Origin of the sequence: Kaistella soli, assembly GCF_019038595.1 — a bacterium.
Classification (GTDB): Bacteria; Bacteroidota; Bacteroidia; order Flavobacteriales; family Weeksellaceae; genus Kaistella; species Kaistella soli.
The window spans coordinates 542,789-563,535 of record NZ_JAHOPF010000001.1 but is presented as its reverse complement, the minus strand read 5'-3'; the positions used below and the strand labels follow the sequence as shown (position 1 = coordinate 563,535).

At 38.4% G+C, this 20,747-nt stretch carries 18 protein-coding genes; 10 read left to right on the top strand and 8 right to left on the bottom strand.

Annotation, left to right across the window (positions count from 1 at the left end; all coding sequences use genetic code 11):
• Positions 1 to 4: 4 nt before the first annotated feature.
• From KSK37_RS02640 to KSK37_RS02620, 5 genes are all read right to left on the bottom strand, one after another.
• Positions 5 to 685 (bottom strand): metal-dependent hydrolase, encoded by a 681-nt coding sequence (locus KSK37_RS02640; RefSeq protein ID WP_217199271.1) that lies wholly within the window; start codon positions 683 to 685, stop codon positions 5 to 7.
• A gap of 16 nt (positions 686 to 701) precedes the next feature.
• Complete coding sequence (menA, locus tag KSK37_RS02635; RefSeq protein ID WP_217199270.1) at positions 702 to 1,631, bottom strand: 1,4-dihydroxy-2-naphthoate octaprenyltransferase; 930 nt, start codon at positions 1,629 to 1,631, stop codon at positions 702 to 704.
• 58 nt (positions 1,632 to 1,689) lie between these two features.
• Entirely contained in the window at positions 1,690 to 2,526 is an 837-nt protein-coding gene (locus KSK37_RS02630) for a 1,4-dihydroxy-2-naphthoyl-CoA synthase (RefSeq protein ID WP_088358024.1), read from the bottom strand.
• Positions 2,527 to 2,735: 209 nt separating this feature from the next.
• Entirely contained in the window at positions 2,736 to 2,972 is a 237-nt protein-coding gene (locus KSK37_RS02625) for a putative signal transducing protein (RefSeq protein ID WP_088358025.1), read from the bottom strand.
• Between the two features lie 170 nt (positions 2,973 to 3,142).
• The gene (locus tag KSK37_RS02620; RefSeq protein ID WP_088358026.1) at positions 3,143 to 4,552 is read right to left on the bottom strand and encodes an APC family permease; all 1,410 of its coding nucleotides are present in this window, start codon (positions 4,550 to 4,552) and stop codon (positions 3,143 to 3,145) included.
• A 194-nt stretch (positions 4,553 to 4,746) separates the two neighbouring features.
• Here KSK37_RS02620 and KSK37_RS02615 point away from each other — a divergent pair, with 194 nt between their 5' ends.
• Positions 4,747 to 5,250, top strand: a complete 504-nt coding sequence (locus KSK37_RS02615; protein ID WP_217199269.1) for a DUF4920 domain-containing protein — start codon at positions 4,747 to 4,749, stop codon at positions 5,248 to 5,250.
• A gap of 45 nt (positions 5,251 to 5,295) precedes the next feature.
• On the opposite strand, the gene KSK37_RS02610 is transcribed toward KSK37_RS02615, so the two are convergent.
• A complete protein-coding gene (locus KSK37_RS02610) occupies positions 5,296 to 6,402 on the bottom strand; it encodes a M14 family zinc carboxypeptidase (protein ID WP_217199268.1) in 1,107 nt (368 codons plus the stop codon).
• Positions 6,403 to 6,750: 348 nt separating this feature from the next.
• On the opposite strand from KSK37_RS02610, the gene KSK37_RS02605 reads away from it, so the two are divergent.
• From KSK37_RS02605 to KSK37_RS02595, 3 genes are all read left to right on the top strand, one after another.
• Complete coding sequence (locus KSK37_RS02605) at positions 6,751 to 7,842, top strand: TerC/Alx family metal homeostasis membrane protein (RefSeq protein WP_217199267.1); 1,092 nt, start codon at positions 6,751 to 6,753, stop codon at positions 7,840 to 7,842.
• Between the two features lie 133 nt (positions 7,843 to 7,975).
• Positions 7,976 to 8,488 (top strand): helix-turn-helix domain-containing protein, encoded by a 513-nt coding sequence (locus KSK37_RS02600; RefSeq protein WP_217199266.1) that lies wholly within the window; start codon positions 7,976 to 7,978, stop codon positions 8,486 to 8,488.
• A gap of 134 nt (positions 8,489 to 8,622) precedes the next feature.
• On the top strand, positions 8,623 to 9,978 hold the full coding sequence (locus tag KSK37_RS02595) for an AAA family ATPase (RefSeq protein WP_088358030.1): 1,356 nt from the start codon (positions 8,623 to 8,625) through the stop codon (positions 9,976 to 9,978).
• 36 nt (positions 9,979 to 10,014) lie between these two features.
• Here KSK37_RS02595 and KSK37_RS02590 read toward each other — a convergent pair whose 3' ends face one another.
• Both KSK37_RS02590 and KSK37_RS02585 read right to left on the bottom strand, forming a co-directional pair.
• Entirely contained in the window at positions 10,015 to 10,200 is a 186-nt protein-coding gene (locus KSK37_RS02590) for a DUF6496 domain-containing protein (RefSeq protein WP_217199265.1), read from the bottom strand.
• 17 nt (positions 10,201 to 10,217) lie between these two features.
• Positions 10,218 to 10,685: a hypothetical protein gene (locus KSK37_RS02585; protein WP_088358032.1), complete on the bottom strand. Its 468-nt coding sequence runs from the start codon at positions 10,683 to 10,685 to the stop codon at positions 10,218 to 10,220.
• Between the two features lie 121 nt (positions 10,686 to 10,806).
• Here KSK37_RS02585 and KSK37_RS02580 point away from each other — a divergent pair, with 121 nt between their 5' ends.
• The 6 genes from KSK37_RS02580 to recG all read left to right on the top strand — a co-directional run bounded on the left by KSK37_RS02580 (position 10,807) and on the right by recG (position 20,732).
• The gene (locus KSK37_RS02580; protein ID WP_217199263.1) at positions 10,807 to 12,933 is read left to right on the top strand and encodes a S9 family peptidase; all 2,127 of its coding nucleotides are present in this window, start codon (positions 10,807 to 10,809) and stop codon (positions 12,931 to 12,933) included.
• An 87-nt stretch (positions 12,934 to 13,020) separates the two neighbouring features.
• A complete protein-coding gene (locus tag KSK37_RS02575; protein ID WP_217199261.1) occupies positions 13,021 to 14,688 on the top strand; it encodes a peptide MFS transporter in 1,668 nt (555 codons plus the stop codon).
• A gap of 133 nt (positions 14,689 to 14,821) precedes the next feature.
• Positions 14,822 to 16,327, top strand: coding sequence for a peptide MFS transporter (locus tag KSK37_RS02570; protein ID WP_088358035.1), 1,506 nt, complete (start codon positions 14,822 to 14,824; stop codon positions 16,325 to 16,327).
• 131 nt (positions 16,328 to 16,458) lie between these two features.
• Entirely contained in the window at positions 16,459 to 17,970 is a 1,512-nt protein-coding gene (locus tag KSK37_RS02565; RefSeq protein WP_217199259.1) for a peptide MFS transporter, read from the top strand.
• A 38-nt stretch (positions 17,971 to 18,008) separates the two neighbouring features.
• A complete protein-coding gene (locus tag KSK37_RS02560) occupies positions 18,009 to 18,542 on the top strand; it encodes a thioredoxin family protein (protein ID WP_217199258.1) in 534 nt (177 codons plus the stop codon).
• A 99-nt stretch (positions 18,543 to 18,641) separates the two neighbouring features.
• Positions 18,642 to 20,732 (top strand): ATP-dependent DNA helicase RecG, encoded by a 2,091-nt coding sequence (gene recG / locus KSK37_RS02555; protein WP_217199408.1) that lies wholly within the window; start codon positions 18,642 to 18,644, stop codon positions 20,730 to 20,732.
• Positions 20,733 to 20,747: the final 15 nt, after the last annotated feature.

Here is a 20,747-nt window from a genome sequence, read left to right as displayed (position 1 = left end):
GTGTCTATACGTCAAGTATTTCTCCCAGTTGAGGCAGCACCAACTCCACTCCTTTTTCTTCAAAACGTTTTAAAGCTTCTTCGTGATTGATTTTTATCGGTGCAAACGTATCGAAATGACAGCCGATCACTTTATTTGTTTTTAATAATTCAGCCGCTGCAAAACTTGCTTTTCTGGCACACATCGTATAATGCGAACCGATCGGAAGTATTGCTAAGTCAATATTACCGAACAGTTGCGGAAATATTCCCATATCAGCCATTACGCCGGTGTCGCCTGCCAGATAAACGTTTTTTCCCTGAAATCTGAAAACATAGCCGCAAGGTTCTCCGCCGTAAGTTCCGTCCGGAAAAGAGCTCGTGTGACTTGCCGGAACCATGGAAATCTTCAGATCATCAAACTTTGCAGAGCCGCCGAAATTAATATCGATGGAATTTGAATGACCAAAATATGCAGAGATTTCTGGCTGAGCAATAATTCGGGCCTCAGGATGATGCTGCAGAACTTCTTTTACATCAGCGGTATGATCGCCGTGAGCATGAGTAATCAATATAAAATCAATTTTCTGTGCTGCGATATCAAAACCCGACTGTACTTTCCCATGATTGTAAAAAGGATCGCTTAAGATATTTTTTCCGTTATAGGTGAACAGAAAACAGTTTTGTCCGAGATATTGTATTTTCATTTTGGTTGTGTTTCGGTTAAAAATAATTGAGTCCAAACGCTACTAAAACCGCCATCATCAAAGTCATGATACCGACCTGTTTTAAGAACGGATCCAGTTCACTCGGTTCTTTTACCAGCATTATTTTTCTCCGGAGTCCTGTCATAGGAAACATCAGAATAAAAAAGATGAAAGCGTAATATTTCCTTTCCGTATGCAGGCCGTTCATCATCATGAAAACAAGAATCAGAATTAAAGGCAGCTGCAAAAGAATGACTTCATAAACCATCGCCTTTTTAAAACCGAGTCTTAAAGCCAGCGTTTTTTTGCCGCTTAAGGCATCACTTTCAATGTCGCGCATGTTATTCAGATTCAGCACTGCGGCGCTTAACATTCCTATCGCTGTCGCTGGAAGAAGCATGTCCCAGTGAAAAGTTTTGGTGAACAGGAAATAACTTCCGCATACCGAAACCAATCCGAAAAATATGAAAACAAAAACATCTCCGAGACCCATGTAACCGTAAGGTTTTTTTCCAACGGTATACCCAATCGCTGCTAAAATACACGCTATTCCCAATCCTACGAATATGTAGAATTCGTTCATTAAATTTTCTTTGAAAAATGCGAGATATAAAAGCGCAACGGTTGCAATCAGGGAAAGCACCGCAAACAGAATCACGGCATTTTTCATTTGATTCGCTGTTATTCTGCCTGAAGCTACAGCTCTCTGTTCTGCCTCATTTGCTCTGAGTTTATCGGTTCCTTTAACGCCGTCCCCATAATCGTTTGCGAAATTTGACAGCACCTGATAAAGAAGCGTCACCAGCATGGCCATCGCAAAAATCCTCCAGTCCCAGGTTCCGCCGTTTTCTAAAATTCTCCATCTTGCAATGAAAGAACCCATTATAATTCCGCTCAGAGAAAGCGGCAAAGTGCGCAGTCTTGCGGCTTGTATCCAATCAGTCATAAAAAAATAAGTATTAAGTAATGGTAATGAGCACCGTGCTCACCACTGAATACTTATGTTAAGAAATCCATTTGTTTTCCCCGAAATCGGGCTTTCTTTTTTCAAGGAATGCGTTTCTGCCTTCTTTGGCTTCCTCCGTCATGTAAGCTAAACGCGTGGCTTCACCTGCAAAAACCTGCTGTCCTACCATTCCGTCATCAGTTAAATTCATTGCGAATTTGAGCATCCGGATTGACATTGGTGATTTTCCTAAAATTTCCTGGGCCCACTGATAAGAAGTTTCTTCCAGTTCAGCATGAGGAATTACCGCATTTACCATTCCCATTGCTTCCGCTTCTTTCGCTGAATAGTTTCTTCCCAAAAAGAAAATTTCACGGGCTTTTTTCTGTCCGACCATTTTCGCCAAATATGCAGAACCGTAACCACCGTCAAAGCTTGTAACATCAGCATCTGTCTGTTTGAAAATCGCGTGTTCTTCACTGGCTAAAGTAAGGTCGCAAACAACGTGTAATGAATGTCCGCCGCCAACTGCCCAGCCGTTTACCACGGCAATGACTACTTTCGGCATAAAACGGATCAGCCGCTGAACTTCCAAAATATTCAAACGGTGACGTCCGTCTTCACCAACGTAACCCTGTTCTCCACGAGCTTTTTGGTCACCACCGCTGCAAAATGCGTGTCCGCCGTCTTTCGGACTCGGACCTTCGCCGGTAAGCAGTACAACGCCTACAGAAGCATCTTCTGAAACGTGGTAAAAAGCATCATATAATTCTGAGGTAGTTTTCGGGCGAAATGCGTTGCGGACCTCAGGTCTGTTGATCGCAATTCTTGCAACTGCACCACTTTTTTGATAGGTAATATCTTCGTATTCTTTTACGGTTTTCCAGTCGATCATTTTGTTGTAAAATTTGGGCCAAAGATAAGGAATTTATGAGGCAGGACAAAAGGAAAACGAAGGGTTTTTAGGAGCAGGAAAGTGTGATATTTTCCGGAAGTACGGTCCCGCTTTCCGCTGCAATCTTTTTTCAGCCCAACCTAAGCCTGGCAAAAAAGGATTTACACTGCAATCGGGGCTAGAAGTAAGATGAGGTGTTTTTCCGCGGGTTATAACAGATTTTCGTCTTCATCTATTTCGTTCGTTTCCTGAAGAATTTTCAGAGCCTCCTCTAAATCTTTTTCATTGACCATCAGAAAGTAATTTTGAGAGATGGGAAAAACGGCAATATTATTAACGTACTCATTTTTGATATGGCTTGGTATGGCTCTTGAAGCGAGCTTGGTTTTTGCCAATTCGATTTCATAGAGATAGGAGGACTGAAAAACAGGGACTAATTCTGACATTTTTTCTTTTTATAAAAATACAAAATAATTAACAGTTCATTTTTTTACTTGCGCGACATTTTTTAAAAAGAGAAACGGCAGAGCTTTTAGCCCTGCTGGCTGTGGAAAGATTGTAATGAACAGCAGGACGGGTTTTTCACAGAAGCGAAAACCTTGTTGCTTCTAAGAAATTATTCCGCTTTTCTCCTGTTGATAAACCAATATACGGGTAATCCAAGTGAGATCAGGATGAATCCCGGCCATGTGTACTGAGGCTTGAACCAAATGAGTAGAATACAAAAGGCACTTCCGATTAAGAGATACAAAACAGGTGTTACCGGATAAAGCCAGGTTTTATAAGGTCTCTCGAGGTCGGGTTTTTTGATTCTAAGGTAGATTACTCCAAAAACGGTAATCATATAAAATAAGACAATCACGAAGGAAATCATATCGAGTAAGTCTCCGTACTGCCCGCTGAGTGCAAGAACTGACGCCCAAATTCCCTGCATCCAGAGCGATTTTTCTGGAACCTCATTTTTATTGTTCTCGATCGCCTGTTTAAAAAACAGTCCGTCTTTTGCCATCGTCTGGAACACGCGCGCTCCGGCTAAAACCAAACCGTTGATACAGCCAAAAGTAGAAATCATAACTAAAACCGCCATAATCACTGTTCCGAGATTACCGAAAATAACTTCCGAAGCGGCAACTGCAGGACGGTTTTTATCAGCAAATGCAATACCGTCACGATCCAAAGCGTTGAGATAAACAAAATTGACCAAAAGATACAAAACCATTACCACTGTGGTTCCCAACACCATTGCTTTCACAACGTTTTTTTTCGGATTTTCAATTTCTCCTGAAACAAATGTGACATTTTCCCAGGCAACAGAACTGAAAACCGATCCAACCATCGCTGCTGCAATACCGCCTAAGAGGGTAAGACTTCCGATAGATTTCCAGCCGGTTGGCATCAGATCGTTTCCTACTTCTTTTCCAAAATCCTGAAAGGCATTCCATCCAAAACTCATGTTTTGCGCCCACTGTGAATCTTTCACAAAAAGAAATCCGAAAACAATAATGCCGAGCAGTGCTATAATTTTAGAAGTTGTAAAAATATTCTGCAGAAATTTGCCGTTTTTCACCCCTTTCGTATTGATAAAAGTGAGGAGTAAGATCACGACAATTGCTAAAATCTGAACCCAGGTTATTTTGAAACTTCCACTTTGGAAGATCGGTTGAGAATTGTTAAGCGCAGGGATCAGATAAGCGGTAAACTTTCCGAAAGCCATTGCTACTGCAGCAATTGTTCCGGTTTGTATTACCGTAAAAAGACCCCACCCGTAGAGAAAGCCTGTCATTTTCCCGAAAATTTCTGTCATATAAGTGTATTGTCCACCGGCTTTCGGAAACATGGAAGAAAGTTCTCCGTAAGAAATTGCAGCTGCCACCGTCATGATGCCCGTAATAATCCACACTGCAATGAGCCAGTAGCCTGAGCCGAGATTCCGCATCATATCGGAACTTACGATAAATATTCCGCTTCCGATCATAGAGCCCATTACGAGCATTGTGGAATCCCACAGTTTGAGTTTTTTCTTCATAAAAAATTAGTTTTCAATTTTCCGCTTTAGAATACCGGTAATTTTCCGTATTCAAATTTGAAAGCCGTAAATATATTAATTTTATGTAATGATTTTCCTTTTTGAGTGAGACTAATTGATCAATTTTATTCAAAATTTAGTTTTATAAAAATTTGAATGAAAAATATTTATTATTTTTGTGGAAATTAAAAAAAATGAAAAAATTAGCTCTTTTATTAACTATTGCGTTTTCCACAGTCGTTTTTGCTCAGGAAACAGAAAAAAAATCAGGTCCGCCAGCAGGAAATGCTTTGGTTGGTGATGTTTATGGTGCTCAGGTTTCTGCAAAAGCTGAAAAGACTGCAATTTCTGCAAAGAATCTAGAGAAGAAATTAAAAAAGGCAAAAAAAGTTGAAAACATAGCGGTAAAAGGCAAAGTAACCGATGTTTGTGATAAAAAAGGCTGTTGGTTAACAGTAGAAACAGAAAATAACGATAAGTTTTTTGTAAAAATGAAAGACTATGCGTTCTTCGTTCCTACCGCTCTGATCGGTAAAAATGTAGTATTGGAAGGCAACGCAGAAACGAAAGTAATTTCTGTAGATGAACAGAAACATTATGCTGAAGATGCAAAAAAATCTCAGGCGGAAATCGATGCTATTACCAAACCTCAGGAAGAGATCAGATTTATGGCTTCCGGAATTAAGGTGGTTAATTAATTATCAATTAAAAATATATAAAGCGAAGTCAATGACTTCGCTTTTTTATTCAATCCGGAAATCGACTTCTGCATCAAGTTTGGGAAATTTTCTTTCAGAAATAAATGTTTTACCCTCACAGTCTATTTCTTTCCAGCCTTTCTTTCTGCCGACATCACCCACTTCCATCACCACCGGGATAAATGAAATTTCGTCGTCGCCTTCTACGATCTCTTCTTTAAACTGAACCGCAATATCCAGAATACATTCAAAATCTGTATTGAGTTTCACATTTCTGTATATAATGTCATAATGAGTCTCCTTGTTTTCCGGAATCTGCTGATATAATTCCCAGTTTTCGGTGGATCCTTTCAGTTCAGATATGGCTTTTAATCCTTCATACAAAGCCAAAGTGTAAAACTTTCTTGTCCCTTCTCTTTTATAATCGTTTGCGAAATGTCCGCCTTCATATAAAATGGTAGGTATTCCCATTTTCGTGAAATTATCGCCGGTGGAGGTAGGATAAAATTCGTCAGAATATCTCGCAATCTGCTTCGGTAGCTCACTTTTCAGATTTTCATAAATTTTAGCAATCACCGCCATCGCTTTTTTCCGGGTCTCCGTAATTTCTCTTTCATGATTTACAGAAGGAGCTAAAAATGAAAGTGTTGCCGGATGTTCACCATCAGTGGTAAAAATTGTTCTCTGTTCGTGCAGATTGAGTCCGTAGCTGTAGTTTCCGTTTTCTGCAATATTTTTGAGAATAGGAAATTCTTTACTTGAAAGTTTAAGAAAATCGCGGTTCATATCGATATCCAAAGCATTTCTGCGGCTCCATTTTTCAGAACCGTCTGGATTCAGCATAAAAATAAAATCAAGTGTAATATCGGAAAACAGATCTTCTTTTAATTCCGGCTGATGCTTAAAAACTTCCATTAAATCGAGCATTGCGTGGGTTGCGTTGGATTCGTTCCCATGCATCTGCGACCATGCCAGTACTTTAATGTCACCATTTCCCAGACTCATCTTAAAAATAGGTTTCTCCAAAAATGATTTACCAATCTCAGTTATACAGTCGCTGTAATTCGTCTGTAGGTAAAAAAATAATTTTTGCGGGGAAATATAACGGTTTGGGAAATCAGGGTTTTTTCTGTAGATGAAATTTTCAGGCATTCGTAACATTTTACATTTTTCAAATTTAATTCTTTTTTGCCGGAAATTTAAAATTAACTTTTGTAAATTAATTAAACGGGTCAAAATGTCAGATTGTCTGTTGGTAAAATTGTGGATTGCATAATTCCTAATTAAAATTTGTAACTCATTGAAAAACAGTTTTTAATTGCTTCTATCTAAACTGAATAATTAAACTTACTTAAAGTTCAAATAGCTGTGGAAAACCCTATTTGCCGGGAAAAAATATAAACATGCATGAAATCAATCTACGGTTAAATTCGAACATTGTTACATTTGTAAATTAATCTGAAAATGATTAATTCAGTATATTTGCCAATATTTTATAAGATGACAAACGAGACAATTTTCCTACTTGGGTTTTTAGTATTTATCTTTTTTATCCTCGCTCTGGATTTAGGGTTATTAAAGAAAAAATCAGACACGATTTCGATGAAGCAGGCAGGCCTGATGAGCTTTTTTGTCGTTGCGCTCTCCATGTGCTTTTATTTTGTGCTTATCTCATACGGTCACCTACTCCACGGCATCGACAGTATGGAAAAACTGCAGCAGGTCATTAATTCGCATCATCATGCGGTAAAAGTCATCCCGGGCGATCTTGAAAACAGCATACAGTTATATAACCAGAATTTAGGTTTGGAATATCTCACAGGTTACGTGGTGGAATATGCGCTTTCAGTGGATAATATCTTTGTGATGGTCCTTATATTCGGTGCCTTTGGGGTCGCTCAGAAGAATTATCACCGCGTGTTGTTCTGGGGCATTCTGGGGGCTATTGTAATGCGTTTCATCTTTATATTCGTAGGTGCAGCACTTATTGCGAAGTTCAGCTGGATTATGTATGTATTCGGAGCATTCCTGGTGTTTACGGGAATAAAAATGTTTTTTGATAAAGACAGCGACGAAAAGATCGATACCCAGAACCATCCCATTGTAAAGTTTGCCAAACGTTTTTTTAAAGTACACGACCACTTTGTAGGAAATAAATTTTTCGTCACCATTGACGGCGTTAAAAAGGTCACACCGCTTTTCCTGGTTCTCCTGATCATAGAAGCTACCGATCTGATCTTTGCCGTGGACAGTATACCAGCAATATTCTCAGTAACGAAAGATGCTTACGTCGTGTTTTTCTCCAATATTTTTGCGATCATCGGTTTGCGTTCCATGTTCTTTTTGCTGGCTGGTATCATCGACAAATTCCGTTTTCTGAAAATAGGTTTATCAGTTCTTTTGACGTTTATCGGTTTAAAGATGCTTTTCCATATTTATCTCGAAGAACTGGGCTTTACAACCACTCATTCCTTACTTATTATCGTAGGTATTTTAGGGCTGAGTATCTTCTTCTCCTTAATTTTCCCGGAGAATAAAATAGAGCGCAAATTAAAAGTAAATCCTGAAAACGAAGAAAATTTACATCGTTAATTTTAAATTAATCTTACTCAATATCCATCAAACCAACGTCATACACGTTGGTTTACTTTTGTAAATGCAGTACTTATCAATTTGTTTACTTTTGTATTTTATATTTGTGAAAATATTATTTACATTTGTAACTATGAATTTAAATGAGAGAATTTCAAAAATCATAGAATATTCAGAACTTTCCTCTTCTGAATTTGCTGATGAGATCGATGTGCAGCGTTCGAACATTTCGCACATCACGTCAGGAAGAAATAAACCTTCCCTGGATTTTCTCATTAAGATAAAAGATCGTTTTCCTCAAATACAGTGGGATTGGTTAATTATGGGTGACGGCGAAATGTTGAAAACTCAGGAACCGGAAGTAATTCCCGAAAAACCAAAGACGTCTTCCCTGCCCGATTTATTCTCTTTAATTGACGATGATAATTTTGGCATAACAGAAAGTGAAGATCAAGTGAAAAAAGATCTCCCGCGAGAATCGGAAATTTACGCACCAATTCCCGAAAAAGAAAAAATATCGGATTCTCAGCGATTAGACGTTCAGGAAAAAAACACCGTGAATCAACAGACTGATAATCAAAGCAGTAAAATAAAAAGAATTGTAATGTTTTACGAGAATGGAAAATTTGAGAGTTTTGAACCTTAATTCCCAAATTTTAATCACGAAAGATTTCCAAATTCACTAATCTTTACTTTTAGGATTTAAATTTTCATTTATCTTACTGAAGTTCCAATTCAGCATAATTTTTGTAGAATTAATATCAAACAAAAATTTATTGTATGAAACTTGCCGTACTTGCAAAGGAACTTAAAATATCATCAGAAAGTTTTATTAAATTCATTCAGGATTTTGATCTGGAACTTTCGGAATGTATTACCACAAGTTTTGATGTTAAAAAAGATTTTGAAAAATTCGCCAGAGAAAATATTGCTTTCTTAAAAAAATATGAAACTGATCTAGAACAGAATAAGTCTATTGAAGATATTGCAGGTAATATCCACCAGCCTACTGATAAAGTTGCCGGTGTTATTGAAGCAGACAAAGGCAAACTTTTCGATAACGGAATGTACAAATCCTCCGTTTCAAGTTTTGGAATTGACCATAAACTGGGAGGAAACTACCAGTTTGTATATAATTATTTCGGAAAAAAATCAAGTTTGGCAGAACGTGATTTCATCGGTTACCGCGACCTTTTTTTCTTTATTTCGAAAACCTTAGATCCATTTATCAATCTTACACCGCTCACCGATTGGGGAATTAATAAACCTGCGGGGATTATTCTTTACGGTCCTCCGGGCAGCGGGAAAATTTTCTGGGCCACAAAAATTGCAGAAATCGTGGGATATCAGTTTAAAGAGGTAAAGAAATATTATTTCGGAACTTCCTTTGTTGATGGGAATAAAACCAGTTTCAACGATTTTTTAGTTCAGATGATGAAAGAAAAAAAAGTTCTTCTCTTCATGGAAGATTTCGATGACATTATGAGTGAAAGAAGTGACGCAAAATCTGTTTCTTCATGTGACGAAGAAACCAAAGAAATGGTACTGCATTATATTGACCATTTTGAACAGGAGGATCTGTTGATGGTAGGCTCAGCTACTTCGGTCGTTGAAATTGACAGGGAACTTCTGGCACCCGGAAGGTTTGATGTGATGATTCCTATTTTCCCCCCAAATGCACGCGAACGTTCAGAAATGATTTTGTATTATATGACAGAAAATCTCACCAAAGATGCACTTCTAATGAAGATTTTAGTGAAGAATAACGCAGATCATCTTCCGTTTTGGGAGGAGATTTCTTCAAAAATGAAAGTCTTTTCAAATACCATGATTATTGATTTTACCCAAAGTCTGAAAAAACGAATCCGAAGCCGTTACTTAAAAAACAGTTCGGAAGATATTAAAATAGAAGGGAAACTTTTAGAATCCGCTTTACGCGAAGCTTCCACTAAACTTACGGAAGAGTATCTGAACCAGGTAGCTGACTTTATACAGGATGTATCGGTAAATAATTACGATGATTTTCCTAAAAGATTGGCTGCGTTGAAAGACGAGCTTGAAAACTACAAAGTCGTAGAAGCACCTGTAAAGGCTATTGGTTTTACACATAACGAAGACCACGGAAAACAGAAGTAAATTCGGTTCCGGTCAATATTCCGGTTCCAGATTTCTTTATTTTTTAGTTTTTTTTGGAACCTTTAAACCCTCTTCTTTTGCTTCGGAAATACCGATTGCGATCGCCTGCTTTTTGTCAGTAACTTTGTCTGCTGATGAAGATTTCAGTTCGCCTTCTTTGAATTCGTGCATCACTTTACCAATTTTTTCACTTGCTTTGGTGGAATATTTTTTCGTTGCCATTTTGGTAATTTTTGTAGTTATACAGGTAATGAAACTCCGATTTCGTAAACGTGGGCATGTTTCAGATATTTGCATCTTTCTCTGGAAGTTACGGATTCAAAATGATCATTTTTCAGAACGATAATGGGATCTTCCGCAATTTCAATTTCAGCATTGGAAATATATTTCTCTTCGGGACTCAGCCGGTCGGCTTTAGCTTTAAGCTTCTGAAGATCATCAGCATAATGCCTAAATCCTGAATCTGATGAATGAATGAATTTATAATCCGGTCCGGCTTCTACAAAGAAATGGAGTTTTTTTTCAATCAGTCCGCCGGCGCTCGTAATTTGGGGATTATCATTTCCGTCGGTAAAACCCACTTCTACTACTTCACCTCCGTTTTCTTCTGCGTAACGTTCGGCATCGCTGAATTTAGCAAAACCAGTAAGCACTTTCCGGTGATCTAACCGGTAGCTGCACAATTTTTCTGAATTAAAAGTTTCCATTTGATGATTTTTAGTTATTTTATAAAATAGCAACAATTTTATTACCAATACTACTATTTGAGGAAAGATTAACGCTATTTTAAGAATTTTGCTATCTTTGAGATCTTATCAAATTTAATTCATGAAAAAAATCTTTTTATCCCTCTCAGTCATTGCTTCTGTAATGGTTTTCTCGCAAGAGATTACACTTGATAAAATATATTCCGGGTATTACCGCGGAAAAGGAATCTCAGGAATTGCTTCGCTGAAAAACGGTGAAAATTACGCGGTGATCGAGCCGACAGGAATTGCAAAATATTCCTATAAAACTTCGATGAAAGAAGGAAATATTGTTGACGGAAGTTACCAATCCTATATTTTCAATGATGACGAATCTAAGATACTGTTATTAAAAAGCAGTGACCCTATTTACAGACATTCTTTCCTGGGGAAATTTGATGTAAAAGATTTAAAATCGGGGAAAGTCTTGAATTTAAATAACGGAAACTCAGTTCAGGAACCTACTTTCTCACCTGACGGAACCAAGGTTGCTTTTATTTCAGAAAACAATCTTTTCTACCAGGATCTGAGTTCAGGAAAAATCACACAGATTACTACAGACGGAAAGAAGAATTCCATTCTTAACGGTCTTGCAGACTGGGTTTATGAAGAGGAATTCGGACATGCAAAACAATATGAATGGACCAAAAATTCAGATGCGATTGTTTTTGTTAAATCCAACGAAACTGAAGTTCCGGAAATGTATATCCCGATTTACGGAAAGCAGCTCTATCCTTCAGAAATGCGGTTTAAATATCCTAAAGCAGGTGAAAAAAACTCAGTGGTTTCAGCGCAATTATTCCGATTGGATTCCGGAAAAACCATTCCTTTAGATCTTTCAGGTTTCAAAAATTACTACATTCCGAACATATATAAAACAGCAAAAGCGGATGAAATTATTTTAATTACTTCTGAAAGAACCCAAAATGCATCAGATGTTTTAAAAGTGAATACCAAAACAGGAAATATCCAGAAGTTATTTACAGAAACCGACGATAAATGGGTAGATACCGATAATGTGACTTTAGAATTTCTTGCTGACAACTCATTCATCTGGGGTTCGGAACGTGACGGAAACCGCCATTTGTACTGGTATGATCAAAACGGAAAACTGAAAAAACAGATCACCAAAGGAAACTGGGAAGTAACTGATTATTACGGATTTAATCCAAAAACAAAAGAAGTTCTTATTCAGACCACCGAAAAAGGAAGCATCAACAAAGTAGTTTCCAAAGTGAATATCGAAAACGGAAAAACAACACTTCTTTCGAACGGTGAAGGAAATAACAGTGCGAGCTTCAGCGGAAATTACAATTATTTCATCGAGACTTCCTCCACTTCCACAAGACCTTACACCTACGTTTTGAAGGACGGAAACGGAAAAACTGTAAAAGAACTTCAGAACAATAATGAGCAGTTGAAAAAACTGCAGGCTGACAATTGGGTGGCAAGAGAATATCTGACCATTCCAAATGAAGCCGGTGATCAGATGAATGCGTGGGTGATGAAACCGAAAAATTTCGACCCGAATAAAAAATATCCGCTTTTCATGTTCCAGTATTCAGGACCGGGATCGCAAAGCGTATCGAATTCCTGGGATGGCGGGAACGGTTTGTGGTTCAATCATCTGGTTCAGCAGGGATATATTGTAGCATGTGTTGACGGACGCGGAACCGGTTTCAAAGGCACAAAATACAAAAAAGTTACGTATATGAACCTTGGTAAATACGAGATTGAAGATCAGATTACCGCAGCGAAATGGTTCGGAAATCAAAGTTATATCGACAAATCCAGAATTGGGATTTTCGGATGGAGTTTTGGCGGATACATGGCAAGTCTGGCGCTTACGAAAGGTGCAGATGTTTTCAAAGCAGGTATTGCGGTAGCACCGGTAACCAACTGGAGATATTATGATACCGTTTACACGGAAAGATTCTTAAGAACTCCACAGGAAAACCCTAAAGGTTATGACGAAAATTCACCTACAGAATATGCCAAACTGTTGAAAGGAAAGTTCCTGTTAATCCACGGAACAGCTGATGACAATGTACATTTCCAGAATTCAATGGAATTTTCTGAAGCTTTGATTCAAAACAAAAAACAGTTCGAATTCATGGCTTATCCGGATAAAAATCACGGAATATTCGGCGGACAGACCCGTCCACAACTTTATCAGAAAATGACCGATTTTATTTTACAAAACCTTTAATAAAACCGTTTTCAAATGATACCGAAAGCTCTTTTACCGGAGCTTTTTTTATTAATCAAAAATATATTTACTGAAATAACTTAAAAAATGGAAAATAAGACCACAAACAAACACCCAAAAGGGCTGCCATACCTGTTTTTCACAGAAATGTGGGAGCGTTTCGGATATTATCTCATTCTCGGAATTTTTGTTCTGTACATGATCGACCCGAAAGAAACAGGCGGACTTTCTTTTAATGATAAAAATGCAGACGATATCTTTGGTACATTCATCGCCCTCACCTATCTGACGCCTTTTCTTGGCGGTTTTTTGGCCGACCGCGTTTTAGGTTATATGAAAGCGATTTACATCGGAGGAGCATTGATGGGTCTTGGCTATATCGGATTAGGATATTTTCAGGATATTTCTCTGTTTTACGCTTCTATGGGTTTAATTATTCTAGGAAACGGATTCTTCAAACCGAGTATCTCCACCCTGTTGGGAAATCTTTATGAAGAAGAACCGTATAAAGCCAATAAAGATGCGGGTTACAACATCTTCTATATGGGAATTAATATCGGTGCTTTTGTTTGTAATATCATCGCAGCATTCATGCGTAACAAATTCGGTTGGGGAGAAGCATTTATGACCGCAGGAGTTGGTATGTTTCTAGGTTTGATCATCTTTACATTAGGAAGAAAGCATATTTTAAAAGCGAATGTTATTAAGCCAGCTCAGGAAGGTGACACCAAGATTTCAGATATTTTGGTTAAAGTTTTTTTACCGGCAATTATTGCAGGTATTATCGGTTGGATAATTCCGGATAATATTTTCGGTAGCGATTCTACGGATGCCTTCATATTTGCGTGTCTTCCGGTGGTATATTTTTATGTGATGCTTTATGTTAAAGCCAACGCGGAAGATAAAAAACCTATCGGTGCTTTACTTGCAATTTTCGCGGTAAGTTTAATGTTCTGGGCAGTTTTTAAACAGAACGGAACCGCGCTTACAAGATGGGCAAACTATTATACGGACAGAAGTGTTCCGGCTGTAGCAGAGAAACCTCTGGAATCTATTTACCTTGTAGATTCAAAAAATTATGAGACAAAGGAAGTTAATGTTTATGACAATCAATATCAGGCTCAAAAAGATAAAGCAGGAAATGCGGTAAAAGAGCAGGGAAAAGACATCTATTTCAGGAATGAAGATCCAGCAAAGAAAGCAGTGATGGAAGCTAATCCGGAGAAAAATGTTTATCTCTATAATACAGAGTTATTCCAGTCGGTAAATCCGTTTTGGGTAATTATTTTAACTCCTGTCGTAGTAGGCTTTTTTATGTACCTCCGAAAAAAAGGCAAAGAACCTACCACACCGAGCAAAATTGTTCTCGGTCTATTCATTTCTGCACTTTCGTGTTTGGTAATGATAGGCGCGGTGTACGCCGGTGACAATGGTTTGGTTAAAGTCTCCGCACTTTGGCTGGTGGCAGCTTACGGTGTTATTACCATTGGCGAATTATGCCTTTCACCGATGGGACTGTCTCTGGTTTCGAAACTTTCTCCTCCTAGGATTACCGCTTTGATGATGGGAGGTTTCTTTCTTTCCACTTCTATCGGAAACAAACTTTCTGGAGTATTGGCAAGTTTTTGGTATGACTACGAAAACAAGGCAAATTTTTTCATTGTAAACTTCGGTTTATTGCTCTTAGCTACTCTTCTCGGATTATCGATTCTGAAAAGATTAAATAAGATAATGAAGGAAAAGGGAGTGAATTAATTATATTATTTACATATCTTAAAAAGTGCTGAAGAAATTCGGCACTTTTCTTTTTTTTAAAATAAAAATTATCACCGCAGAAAAGGAAAAAAAACTATATTTGCTTCTTAACAATTATTAACACATAAAAAATATGGACACAGCAGTGCAAACAGGGCACCCGAAAGGACTCTATCTTTTGTTTATGACAGAAATGTGGGAGCGTTTCTCTTATTACGGTATGCGTGCGATTTTCGTTTTGTATATGACGAAAATGCTTTTAATGGGCGACGCAGAAGCTTCACAAATTTACGGAAGTTACACCGGCCTGGTATATCTTACCCCGCTTTTAGGAGGTTATCTTGCAGACCGTTTTCTGGGGAACAGAAGAAGTATCGAAATCGGAGGCGTTCTGATGGCTCTGGGTCAGTTTATTATGTTTTTCAGTGCGTCTACCTCGGGAGGTTCTGCCATTACTTTGATGTGGATCGGTCTTACGATGCTGATTATCGGAAACGGATTTTTCAAACCGAATATTTCCACAATGGTAGGTCAGCTATATCCCAAAGGGGACCGAAGAGTTGATTCTGCTTTTACCATTTTCTATATGGGTATTAACCTTGGAGCGTTTTTCTCTCCGCTGATTTGCGGAACCCTGGCTGAAAAAGTTGATTTTAAGTGGGGATTCCTTGCGGCAGGAATTGGGATGGTAATCGGTTTATTTACCTTCATGCTGCAGAAAAACAAATTACTTATTGACCATGAAAACAAACCAATCGGTATGCCTACTAACAAATTTGGTATTGCACAGATCGGACTTGTTTTAGGTTCAATTGGAGTAATTTTCTTTTTGATGAATTTCAAAACAATGTTCCAAAGCGATCTTGACATTATTGGTTATTTAATTTATGGTGCCATGGTTGCAATGCCACTTATCGTTTTAACAGATAAATCTTTAACAAAACAGGAACGCGAGAGAATTATGGTTATTTTCATTCTCGCATTCTTTGTTATATTCTTCTGGGGTGCATTCGAGCAGGCCGGAGCTTCATTAACTATTTTTGCAGACAGACAAACCGACAGAAATTTATTCGGTTGGGAAATGCCTGCAAGTTACTTCCAGTCAGTTAATCCATTGGCAATTATCCTATTGGCTCCATTATTCTCATCTTTATGGCTGAGATTAGGAAACAGAGGTATGGAGCCTTCTTCACCAAAGAAAATGGCGATTGGTTTGGCATTGGTTTCATTAGGTTATGTAGTAATCGCATTTGCAGTATACGGTCTTGGAATCATGGATAAAGTTTCCATGTTCTGGCTGATTGCGCTTTATGTAATTCACACCATGGGAGAACTTTGTCTTTCTCCGATAGGACTTTCAATGGTATCTAAACTTTCACCGCTTCGTTTTTCTTCACTGTTAATGGGAACATGGTTTCTGGCAAATGCGGCTGCAAACAAATTTGCGGGAACTTTGTCAGCATTGATTCCAGGAAACGGAGAAGCCGGACAGGGAGAAAAAACTACCCACTTCTTAGGATATGAGATTGCTAATCTTTTCGATTTCTTCCTCGTATTCATCGTAATGTGTGGTGTTGCAGCATTAATTCTGTTCGTAATGAGCCGTTGGTTAGAAAAGAAAATGCACGGAGTAAATTAATCTGTGTAACATATATTGGAATAAAACCACCGATTATTCGGTGGTTTTTTCTATTTTCGTAAATGCAATCGGTGGGAAAACGAAGAATTTCCCCGTAAAACAACTGTTAAATCATCTTCATTAAATTCATTATGAACTTAACTCTCGAACAAATACAGGATTTTAAAGGTAAATATCCAAAGCAGATATGGTCACTCTTTTTCTCCGAAATGTGGGAACGTTTCTGTTTCTACGGAATGCGAGGAATGCTCGTTTTCTTCATGATTTCCCAATTGAAATTCGGCGACCAGCAGGCCAATCTTCAGTATGGAGCCACACAGGCATTTGTATATGCTTTTACCTTTGTCGGCGGACTTTTTGCCGATAAAATTTTAGGATTCAGAAAATCACTGTTTTGGGGAGGATTACTGATGATTGTCGGGAGTTTAATTTTAGCTACCAATCCTCATGATTTTTTCTTCCTCGGTATTTCCTTTACCGTTGTAGGAACAGGTTTTTTTAAACCGAATATCTCCACGATGGTGGGCAAACTTTACAAATCCGGAGATTCACGTACCGATGCAGGTTTTTCGCTGTTCTATGCAGGAATTAATTTAGGAGCGCTTCTCGGCGGTTATCTCTGTATCGCAATCGGGAAAGGTGAAATGCTGTCAAACTTTATTCCTGAAGACAAACGCTGGAATGTCGCTTTTGGTTTAGCGGCTATCGTAATGGTAATCAGCTTAATTAACTTTATATTCACCCAAAGAAGACTGGGACCCATTGGTCTTCAGCCTTTAAAAATATTATCTGACGGAACTGCAGTTCCACTGGAAAAATGGAAAGAATACGGAGTTTATATATTATCCCTGATCTTTGTTCCGCTCATTATGACAATGGTTTCTGTACCGGAATACACCGATTTGTTCATGTATGTCGTAGGTCCTGCAACGCTGCTCTATCTTTTCTATGAAATGACAAAAGTGACTTCCGCAGAAAGAAAAAAATTGTGGGCTGCTTTGGTTTTCATTATTTTCTCTATTATTTTCTGGGGAATTTATGAGCAGTCTGGAGGTTCATTAAGTATTTTCGCTGCCAATAACTTGAATAAAGACTTACTGGGACTGGATCCAAATGGCGTTAACAATTCAGGCGGTGCTTTTTTCATCATTTTCCTTGCTCCTCTTGTCGGTTTATTCTGGATTTGGCTGAGCAAAAGAAAACTGGAGCCGAACACTTTAATTAAATTCGGTTTAGGATTTATTTTCCTTGGTTTAGGATATTATGTATTGTTTGCAACAAGGTTTTTTGCAGATTTACAAGGTATAACTTCACTTAATATTTTTACCATCGCATTATTGGTCATCACATTTGGGGAGCTTTGTCTTTCACCGATCGGCCTCTCTATTATGACTAAACTTTCCACTGAAAAATTACAGGGAATGATGATGGGAATGTGGTTTCTCGCTTCAGCTTACGGACAGTATGTTGCGGGAATTATCGGTGCAAACATGGCCACCGCAGATGAAGGCGCCTCAAATATGGATAAATTCGTTACCTATACTGAAGGTTATAAACAATTAGGGATTTATGCTTTAATCGCCGGGGTGCTTTTAATTATCATTTCTCCATTGGTGAAAAAACTGATGCAGGAAGTAAGATAACCGTTTAACAAAAACCTTTTTTTGTAATCAAACCACTGATGAAAAAAATCACGTACTTATTTTTTCTTTTAATAATTTCTTTTGCGTATTCGCAAGTAAAGTGGATGACTTTGGAACAGGCTGTGGAAGCGCAGAAAAACCAACCTAGAAAGATTCTGATCGATTTCTACGCAGACTGGTGCGGACCGTGCAAAATCATGGAAAAAAACACCTACAACCATCCTGTAATCGCAAAATATCTGAATGAAAATTATTATCCCGTAAAATTCAATGCGGAAGGTAAAGAAAGCATTACCCTTTTCGGAAGAACATTTTCCAATCCCGGATTTGAAGCAGGAAAAAGAAAAAATTCCATGCACGAATTCACCAGTTTTATGAACGTCAATGCCGTGCCTACAACCGTTTTCTTGGATGAACAAAGTATGCCGATCACCATTCTGCAGGGCGCACTTACAGCCCGGGAACTGGAGCCTTATATTCCGTTTATTGCGAACGATGACTATAAAAAGATAGACACCCGCGAACAATGGGAAAACTATCAGAAAAAATTTAAATCCGGTATAAAAGATTAGTTCTTAAATTTATATTTAATTAAAAACTCAGACTTTCAAATTAATTTTGGAAGTCTTTTTTATTTTCCCGAAATTCGTCCGCATCTTATCTGAACGAAAATCACTTTAGAAACCTCCATAGAATTCTTAAAAGGAATCGGTCCTGAACGCGCCAAATTCATTAGAAATGTATTGGGAATAGCGACGGTAGAAGATTTTCTTACTTTTTACCCTTTACGGTATATTGATAAAAGTAAAATTCATAAGATAGGCGGCTTGACAGAAGAACCAGATGCTGAAATCCAGCTTAAAGGCAAAATTACCGACATCCAGGAAATTGGCTACGGAAACGGACAGAAAAGGATGTCTGCCAAGTTCAGAGATGAGACCGGGACTTTAGAACTCGTTTGGTTCCGCTATTCCAAATGGCTGAAAGAGCAGATTCCTCTCAACCGGGAAATCTTTATTTTCGGGAGAATCAATCTGTTTAACGGAAACTTTTCAATGCCGCATCCGGAAATTGAGATTGACGAAAAAAAAGCACTTTCAGGCTCGCTTCTTCCTATTTATCCGGGAAGTGAAAAACTCTCCAAAAGAGGAATTAATAATAAATTTTTTCAAACGGTTCTCTCAGAAATCACCATCAATTTGCCTTCATTAATGGAGGAAAATATGCCCGACGCTTTAATGAAAAGCTTAAAATTAATCGGAAGAATTCCCGCATTTTATCACATTCATTTTCCTAAAGATTTCAACCATTTCGAGCACGCGAACAGAAGGTTAAAGTTTGAAGAAGCATTTTTCTTTCAGTTGGGTTACGGTTTGAAAAAGCAGCATCAGAATACCTCTGTAGTTGGAAATCCTTTTCCTAAAATCGGTGAAAACTTCAAAGGTTTTTATGAAAATGCACTTCCTTTTGACCTTACCAATGCACAAAAACGGGTTTTAAAAGAAATCCGTACCGACATGAAGAAACCCATACAGATGAACAGGCTTCTTCAGGGCGACGTAGGTTCAGGGAAAACGATGGTCGCGCTTCTTGCGATGCTGATTGCGATGGACAACGGTTTTCAGAGCTGTATGATGGCTCCGACGGAAATTCTGGCGCAGCAGCATTTCAATTCAATTAATGAACTGTTGATAAACACCAATATTAAAGTCCGCATTTTAACCGGTTCCACCAAAACTTCAGAAAGGAAAATCATTCATGAAGAACTGCTGAACGGGGAACTTTCAATTTTGGTGGGAACGCATGCGGTTTTGGAAGACATCGTCCGGTTTAAAAACCTCGGACTGGCAATTATTGATGAACAGCACCGTTTTGGCGTGGCTCAGCGCGCGAAACTTTGGGCAAAAAACAAGGTTCCTCCTCATATTTTAGTCATGACCGCTACTCCGATCCCCCGAACTTTGGCAATGAGTTTTTACAGCGATCTGGACGTTTCAGTTATCGACGAAATGCCTGTGGGAAGGAAACCAATTATTACCGCCCACAGAAGGGAAAAAGACCGGCTTTCTGTGTTCAGGTTTGCGAGAGACGAAATTGAAAAAGGCCGTCAGGTTTATTTTGTCTATCCGTTAATTGAAGAATCTGAAACGCTGGATTACAAGAATTTAATGGAAAATTTCGACCATATTGTTGAGTTTTTTGAAGGAAAAAACGTCACTATGCTGCACGGAAGAATGAAACCTGCTGAAAAAGATGCCGCGATGCAGTATTTTGCGTCGGGAAAAGCGGAAATTATGGTCGCAACCACCGTGATCGAAGTGGGTGTAAACGTTCCGAATGCTTCCGTAATGATTATCGAAAGTGCGGAAAGATTCGGGTTATCACAGCTTCATCAGCTCCGCGGAAGAGTTGGACGCGGCGCGGAACAGAGCTACTGTATTTTAATGACTTCAGATAAACTCAGCAAAGAAAGCAGAACGAGGATTAAAACCATGACCGAAACCAATGACGGATTTAAAATTTCCGAAGTTGATATGCAGCTTCGCGGTCCCGGTGATATTTTGGGAACTCAACAGAGCGGTGTCGTTGATTTCAAAAAACTTGATCTGGTAAGCGACGGAAAAATCATTAAAGCCGCAAAATCTGCAGTAGAATATTTATTAAAAAAAGATGCCCATTTGGAACATCCGGAACATTTAAGTTTAAGAAACTATTACGTGAAACAATACAAAGGGAAGAATAAATGGGGACGGATTTCCTGATTTATTTAATCAGAA

What these genes read in the sequence shown, in the direction of transcription:
- KSK37_RS02630 (WP_088358024.1), bottom strand. Translation starts at nt 2,526, where the DNA reads ATGATCGACTGGAAAACCGTAAAAGAATACGAAGATATTACCTATCAA.
- KSK37_RS02605 (WP_217199267.1), top strand. Translation starts at nt 6,751, where the DNA reads ATGACAAACGAGACAATTTTCCTACTTGGGTTTTTAGTATTTATCTTT.
- KSK37_RS02575 (WP_217199261.1), top strand. Translation starts at nt 13,021, where the DNA reads ATGGAAAATAAGACCACAAACAAACACCCAAAAGGGCTGCCATACCTG.
- KSK37_RS02590 (WP_217199265.1), bottom strand. Translation starts at nt 10,200, where the DNA reads ATGGCAACGAAAAAATATTCCACCAAAGCAAGTGAAAAAATTGGTAAA.
- KSK37_RS02595 (WP_088358030.1), top strand. Translation starts at nt 8,623, where the DNA reads ATGAAACTTGCCGTACTTGCAAAGGAACTTAAAATATCATCAGAAAGT.
- KSK37_RS02620 (WP_088358026.1), bottom strand. Translation starts at nt 4,552, where the DNA reads ATGAAGAAAAAACTCAAACTGTGGGATTCCACAATGCTCGTAATGGGC.
- KSK37_RS02570 (WP_088358035.1), top strand. Translation starts at nt 14,822, where the DNA reads ATGGACACAGCAGTGCAAACAGGGCACCCGAAAGGACTCTATCTTTTG.
- KSK37_RS02600 (WP_217199266.1), top strand. Translation starts at nt 7,976, where the DNA reads ATGAATTTAAATGAGAGAATTTCAAAAATCATAGAATATTCAGAACTT.
- KSK37_RS02565 (WP_217199259.1), top strand. Translation starts at nt 16,459, where the DNA reads ATGAACTTAACTCTCGAACAAATACAGGATTTTAAAGGTAAATATCCA.
- menA (WP_217199270.1), bottom strand. Translation starts at nt 1,631, where the DNA reads ATGACTGATTGGATACAAGCCGCAAGACTGCGCACTTTGCCGCTTTCT.
- KSK37_RS02580 (WP_217199263.1), top strand. Translation starts at nt 10,807, where the DNA reads ATGAAAAAAATCTTTTTATCCCTCTCAGTCATTGCTTCTGTAATGGTT.
- KSK37_RS02640 (WP_217199271.1), bottom strand. Translation starts at nt 685, where the DNA reads ATGAAAATACAATATCTCGGACAAAACTGTTTTCTGTTCACCTATAAC.
- KSK37_RS02585 (WP_088358032.1), bottom strand. Translation starts at nt 10,685, where the DNA reads ATGGAAACTTTTAATTCAGAAAAATTGTGCAGCTACCGGTTAGATCAC.
- KSK37_RS02560 (WP_217199258.1), top strand. Translation starts at nt 18,009, where the DNA reads ATGAAAAAAATCACGTACTTATTTTTTCTTTTAATAATTTCTTTTGCG.
- KSK37_RS02625 (WP_088358025.1), bottom strand. Translation starts at nt 2,972, where the DNA reads ATGTCAGAATTAGTCCCTGTTTTTCAGTCCTCCTATCTCTATGAAATC.
- KSK37_RS02610 (WP_217199268.1), bottom strand. Translation starts at nt 6,402, where the DNA reads ATGCCTGAAAATTTCATCTACAGAAAAAACCCTGATTTCCCAAACCGT.
- KSK37_RS02615 (WP_217199269.1), top strand. Translation starts at nt 4,747, where the DNA reads ATGAAAAAATTAGCTCTTTTATTAACTATTGCGTTTTCCACAGTCGTT.